Here is a 6,105-nt window from a genome sequence, read left to right as displayed (position 1 = left end):
GGCGTTGGTGTCGGTTCTGTAGACGGAGTACTTGATGTTGTCGATTCAGCGGTCGTACTCTGTGTCTCCGGTTTACATGTACAGTAATATGTCGGAATACTTGAAGAAGAATCATATTCCTTGTAAACGGTCTGTGGTGAAGTGCTTGTTGCAAGTCCGCCGCAGACAGCACAGACATTGGCACCGATATGATCATTGCAGTAACCGCTAGGAAGCGCGGCAAGATCAAAGTATTCTGTAATCGGTGTGCATGCAGATGTGCCGACAAGCTTACCGGATTTAGAACATACGGTACGTGTTCCGACACTGTCCGGTATGGAGAAGGTGGCCGGCTCAAATCCAAATTCGGCATTGATACGCTTCATAATATTCGACCAGATTCTCTGGTGTTCCGTTTCCTGAAGATCACCTTCCATATCATAGTTCTGGTCATAACCGAGCCATACGCCCGCTGTCAGATACGGTGTATATCCAACGAACCAGAGGTCTTTACTGTCAGTTGTTGTACCGGTCTTTCCGGCAACAGTGATGCCGTCATAAGTGTTGGCCGATGTACCTGTTCCCTGTGTAACAACATCCTGCATCGCACTTGTGAGCAGATAAGCTGTTGCCTCTTTAATAACCTGCTCGCCTTCCGGGTTGGTATTATCGAGGATAACGTTACCGTTTCTGTCAACAACCTTTGTATAAAATACCGGACGGACATATTTGCCGCCGTTGGCAATAGCCGCATAGGCACCGGTCATCTCAAGGTTTGTAACACCGTAGGTCAGACCGCCGAGAGCGAGAGACTCGACATAGTCGTCATCAGTCAGTGTGGTGATGCCCAGCTTTTCACAGTATTCAATGGCCAGAGAAGGTGTAACCTTTTCAACAAAAAATTTGGTTGTAACAACGTTCATGGACCAGGTGATGGCTTTGCGTACCGTTGTCAATCCCCAGTAGCCGCTGTACCAGTTGTTTGGTGTATAACCGGCCGCTGTTGTGTACGGAGCATCCATCGTTGAGCTTGCCAGTGTCAGTCCGGCGGAATCAAGACCTGGAAGGAAACATGCAAGAATCTTGAAACAGGAACCCGGCTGACGGGTAGACTGGGTTTCACGGCTGAAAGAAAGGCTTTCTTTCTTTTCGTTACGGCCTCCGGCTATCGCTTTGACTTCTCCTGTTTTCTGATCCATCAGAACGAAGGAAGACTGCATGGCGTAAGGCTGATCAAATGTCTCTGCAAGCGTATTCTCAGGTGTTATGCCCAGAGCTTCTTTATAGTGGTTAATATCTGCCCATGCCTCATCCGCATTATTGTAAATCAGTTTAAAACTTGTACTTTCATTGTTCCAGTACCAATAAGACATGGTGAGTTCATCGTAGTTCGATGTGGATCCGTCCTCTTCAAGAACGGAACAGCGCCATGAAAGACCGAGCGCATTGTTATAGTTGAAGTTGGAATCATCCCGGTATTCTTCATCAACGATCTGCTGCATACGGTTATCCTGTGCGAGATAAACTTTCAGACCGCCGCCGTAAAGTTTATTGACAGCCTGATCTTCCGTATAACCGAGTTTGTCCTGAAGATCTTTTAAAACCTGACGGATGGCAGCGTCTTCATAGTAGGTAAATACATCTGTCTGAGTCTCCTGTTCTTCAGCATGAGCGGCAATACGGGCATAAACATCATCCGCCATCGCCTCGTCATATTCCTGCTGCGTCAGGTAACCCTGTTCCAGCATATTCTTAAGTGTCTTATCCCGACGTTCTTTATTCTCTTGCGGATAGTAGATCGGATCATAATAGGTCGGACTCTTTGCAATGGAAGCGAGTACGGCCGCTTCGGATGCATTCACTTCTGAACAGGACTTGCCGAAATATCTCAAAGATGCGGCTTCAACACCGTAGGTGGAAGCACCCAGGTTAATGGTGTTCAGATAAGCTTCAAGGATCTGATCCTTGGTCATGATCTTCTCAAGTTCCAGAGCAAGATACTGTTCCTGAAATTTACGTTTGAATTTTAAAAGAATCGAATCTTCGTCACCGCCGCCGAAAACACTGATCTTTAAAAGCTGCTGTGTGATCGTACTGGCACCTTCGGAAAATCCTCCGGAAGTGATACCGACAACGAAAGCACGGAGAATACCTCTCGGGTCAATACCGTTATGCTCTCTGAAACGTTCATCCTCCAGGGCAATAAAAGCGTTCTGGAGAACTTCCGGCATTTCTGTAATACTTTTCTGAATACGGTTGGTTTCCGGTTGATAAAGCTGTGTCAGCAGATTGCCATCCCGGTCATAAATAAATGATTTATAGCCTTCCGGCATAACATCCTCAACACTTATCTCAGGAGCACTGTCCAGCACGCCTTTTAAACCGCCGAATCCGGCGGATATCCCCATGACGGCAACAGCGATCAGGCAGAAGATAAATATGCGGAATATATTAAAACTGACTTTGTGTTTGGCTTTTGGAATACCAGAACGTATATTTTTTGTTTTTTTATGAGTTCCGTGTTTGCTGTAGTCCATAAAAAAATAGCCTCCTTTATAAATCACCATTATAACAAAGATATGACATGAAAGCAAAGAAAAAATTTTGAAATCTTTCTTATTAGATGATACAATGGTAAATATTAAATATGAGAGGAAAAAATGTATGGAAAATTATAAAATTGTTCATCGGGGAGGACAGGGAGAGATCGTTGAAAAAAAATCACGATTTATCGCTACTGTCTGTCCGGTAATGTCAGAAGAAGAAGCGATTTCTTTTATTGAAAAAACAAAAAAGAAATATTGGGATGCAAGGCATAACTGTCACGCCTTTGTTATCGGTGAGAGGAATGAAATCTCCAGATGCAGTGATGACGGGGAGCCATCCGGTACGGCGGGCAAGCCGATGCTGGATGTTTTGCTCGGTGCGGGAGTTCACAATGTCTGCGTTGTTGTCACCCGGTATTTCGGCGGTACCCTTTTGGGAACCGGGGGACTGGTCCGTGCTTACAGCAAAGCTGTTCAGGAAGGGCTGGCAAACAGTGTTGTTATTGAAAAGATTTTGAGCAGTAGAATGGAAATTTATACAGATTACAATGGAATTGGGAAAATTCAGTATATTATCGGAAAAAGTCCGGCAATTACTGTGAAAACCGAATATACGGATAAAGTAAGCGTGGAAATACTCATAAAAAAAGAACTTTCAGAGAGTATATATAAGGAAATTGTTGAGGCGACCAACGGAAAAGCGGAGATTGTAAGAGGCGATGACTGCTGGTGCGGTGAAGCGGATGGAGAAGTAATTATATTTTAATGTATTTTTATGCGAGAAGGGCTTGCATTTTATGTAGGACTCATTGTATACTGAGGAGTGTTAAATCATAAGGAGGAGATTAAAATGAAAAAAATTGTCAGTTTAGCATGTGTATTCACACTGGCTGTCTCTGTACTTGCCGGATGTGGATCTAAAAAAGAAGAAACAAAAGCAGCAGAAACAACTGTAGAAACAACAGCAGCAGGTGAAAGCAGCGATACACTTATTATGGCTACAGAAGCCGGATTTGCACCATATGAATACACAGAAGACGGAAAAACCGTTCTCGGTGTGGATGTGGATATCGCAAATGAAATTGCCAATGCACTTGGCAAAAAACTTGAGATTCAGAATATGACTTTTGACGGTGCGTTACTTGCTGTTCAGCAGGGAACAGCAGATTTTGCCGCAGCAGGTATTTCTGTGACACCTGAGAGAGAAGAACTGATGGATTTTACAATTGAATACGCAACATCCAAACAGGTTGTCGTTGTCAAAAAAGATGCCGGCAAGATCACAAAACCGGAAGATGTGACAGAAGGTACAGTTGTTGGTGTTCAGATGGGTACAACAGGTGACTTCTACTGTTCAGATCTTGGATGCGAAGTTAAACAGTTCAATAAATATGCAGAAGCAGCAATGGAATTAAATAATGACAAACTTGAATGTATCGTTATGGATGCTCTGCCTGCAGAACAGCTCGTTGCAGCAAATGAGAACCTTGAGATCCTTGAGGGTGAACTGTTCACAGATAAGTATGCGATTGCTTTAAAGAAAGGCAATACAGAACTTCTTGATCAGATCAACGAAGTTTTACAGAAACTTATTGATGAAGGTAAAATTGATGAATTTACCATCAATCATACAACAAAATAATTTTGCAGAAGATAACTTGCATATGGAGGTAGCGGTGTGGGTAACTGGCTGATGTCTATATGGGAAAGTTTTGATAAAGCCTTTCTTGTAAACAATCGATATATTGCTTATCTCGAAGGGTTCAGAACGACCCTGATCATATCATTTTTTGCGGTACTTCTCGGTGTCGGTGTCGGATTGATTCTGGCTATCATTAAGTACATGGCAAATCATTTGGAAAAGAATATTATTTTAACTGTCCTGAACTGGATTGCGAATATCTATATTGCAATTATCCGAGGAACACCGGTTTACGTCCAGCTGCTGATCATTTACTTTGTTATATTTGCAAAATCGCCGCTGCCGCCGATCGTTTCCGCCGTCATCTGTTTCGGAATCAATTCCAGTGCCTATGTGGCTGAGATCATTCGTGCGGGAATTGAAGCTGTAGACGGTGGCCAGATGGAAGCAGGCCGTTCCCTTGGACTTAGCTGGGGACAGACGATGATCAGTATTATTATGCCGCAGGCTATCAAGAACATCCTTCCGGCCCTTGGCAATGAGTTTATTGTGCTGATCAAAGAGACAGCGATCGTAGGTACGATTACCGTTCTCGATGTGACTCGTGCTGCTCAGAATGTGGCGGTGGCGACATTTGACTATCTGCCTCCGCTCTTGATTACAGCTGCCATGTATCTGGTGGTTGTTGTTATCCTGACAAAATTGTTGGGAACACTTGAAAGGAGGCTGGCACAGAGTGATCGACGTTAAAGACCTGAATAAGTATTTTGGTGAGAACCATGTCTTAAAGAATTTAAATGAACATATCGAACAGGGTGAAAAGGTGGTTATCGTCGGACCATCCGGTTCAGGAAAGAGTACTTTTTTAAGATGTCTGAACCTGATGGAAAAACCGACATCCGGCCATGTTATCTTTGAAGGCCATGATATTACGGAAGCCAAGTCAAAAGAGGTAAATCAGATCCGTCAGAAGATGGGAATGGTGTTTCAGCATTTCAACCTGTTTCCTCATTTGACGATCAAAGACAACATTACGCTGGCACCGGTTAAACTGGGGATTATGTCCAAAAGCGATGCGGAAAAGAAAGCTATGGAGCTTTTGAAACGTGTCGGCTTGGAGGATAAAGCGGATTCTTATCCTGCACAGCTTTCCGGCGGACAGAAACAGCGTATTGCCATCGTGCGAAGCCTTGCTATGAATCCGGAAGTGATGCTCTTCGATGAACCGACATCGGCTCTCGATCCGGAGATGGTCGGAGAGGTTCTGGATCTGATGAAACAGCTTGCGGAAGATGGAATGACCATGGTCGTTGTGACACACGAGATGGGATTTGCCAGAGAAGTGGCCTCAAGAGTTATGTTCATGGCGGATGGACATATTCTTGAACAGAATACACCGGAAGAGTTTTTTGCAAATCCGCAGAACGATCGTTTGAAAGATTTCTTGTCAAAAGTTTTATAATTAAAAATACCAAGGGGACAGGTTCACCGACTCATTTTGAGCCAGTGAACCTGTCCCCTTGGCTGCTTGTTGATTAATCAAACATCTTTAAGATAACAGCTTTTGGCATAGCACCAACGGTTTTATTGATAATTTCGCCGTTTTTCATAGCGACTAAAGTTGGAACGCTCATGACCTGAAAACTTCTTGCAAGGTCAAGGTTCTTGTCCACGTCAAGTTTGCATACTTTGATGTCCGGACGTTCAGCGGCAATCTGGTCAACAACCGGTGAAACCATCTTGCATGGACCGCACCATGTTGCAAAGAAATCAATGAGTACAGGTTTATCAGATTCGAGTACTTCTTTCTGGTAATTTTCCTGAGTAAGTTCGATAATAGACATATAAAAAACTCCTTTCGTATACAATTAATCTTCCCGAGTATGAAAAATTTCATACTTGTAAAAAGGATATCACATTTTTTAGAAAAAGGACAGT

6 protein-coding genes are annotated in these 6,105 nt (G+C 43.5%); 4 read left to right on the top strand and 2 right to left on the bottom strand.

Annotated features, from left to right (window positions below; all coding sequences use genetic code 11):
- Positions 1–2,516 (bottom strand): transglycosylase domain-containing protein (locus tag QZZ35_RS08370; protein ID WP_291236987.1); only part of this gene is annotated, 2,516 nt, incomplete at its 3' end.
- A 127-nt stretch (positions 2,517–2,643) separates the two neighbouring features.
- Here QZZ35_RS08370 and QZZ35_RS08365 point away from each other — a divergent pair.
- The 4 genes from QZZ35_RS08365 (at position 2,644) to QZZ35_RS08350 (ending at position 5,629) form a co-directional block, all read left to right on the top strand.
- Positions 2,644–3,291, top strand: coding sequence for a YigZ family protein (locus QZZ35_RS08365; protein ID WP_291236986.1), 648 nt, complete (start codon positions 2,644–2,646; stop codon positions 3,289–3,291).
- Positions 3,292–3,375: 84 nt separating this feature from the next.
- Complete coding sequence (locus QZZ35_RS08360; RefSeq protein WP_291236985.1) at positions 3,376–4,167, top strand: transporter substrate-binding domain-containing protein; 792 nt, start codon at positions 3,376–3,378, stop codon at positions 4,165–4,167.
- 51 nt (positions 4,168–4,218) lie between these two features.
- Positions 4,219–4,917, top strand: a complete 699-nt coding sequence (locus QZZ35_RS08355; RefSeq protein WP_291234575.1) for an amino acid ABC transporter permease — start codon at positions 4,219–4,221, stop codon at positions 4,915–4,917.
- Positions 4,904–5,629, top strand: a complete 726-nt coding sequence (locus QZZ35_RS08350) for an amino acid ABC transporter ATP-binding protein (protein WP_291234566.1) — start codon at positions 4,904–4,906, stop codon at positions 5,627–5,629. The genes QZZ35_RS08355 and QZZ35_RS08350 overlap by 14 nt, the downstream gene beginning before the upstream one ends.
- Before the next feature lie 73 nt (positions 5,630–5,702).
- On the opposite strand, the gene trxA is transcribed toward QZZ35_RS08350, so the two are convergent.
- On the bottom strand, positions 5,703–6,011 hold the full coding sequence (gene trxA, locus QZZ35_RS08345; protein WP_291234565.1) for a thioredoxin: 309 nt from the start codon (positions 6,009–6,011) through the stop codon (positions 5,703–5,705).
- Positions 6,012–6,105 lie beyond the last annotated feature (94 nt).

The organism is Frisingicoccus sp., from assembly GCA_016298055.1.
In the GTDB taxonomy this organism is placed as follows: Bacteria; Bacillota; Clostridia; order Lachnospirales; family Lachnospiraceae; genus Frisingicoccus.
This window is presented reverse-complemented; position numbering and strand designations above follow the sequence as displayed.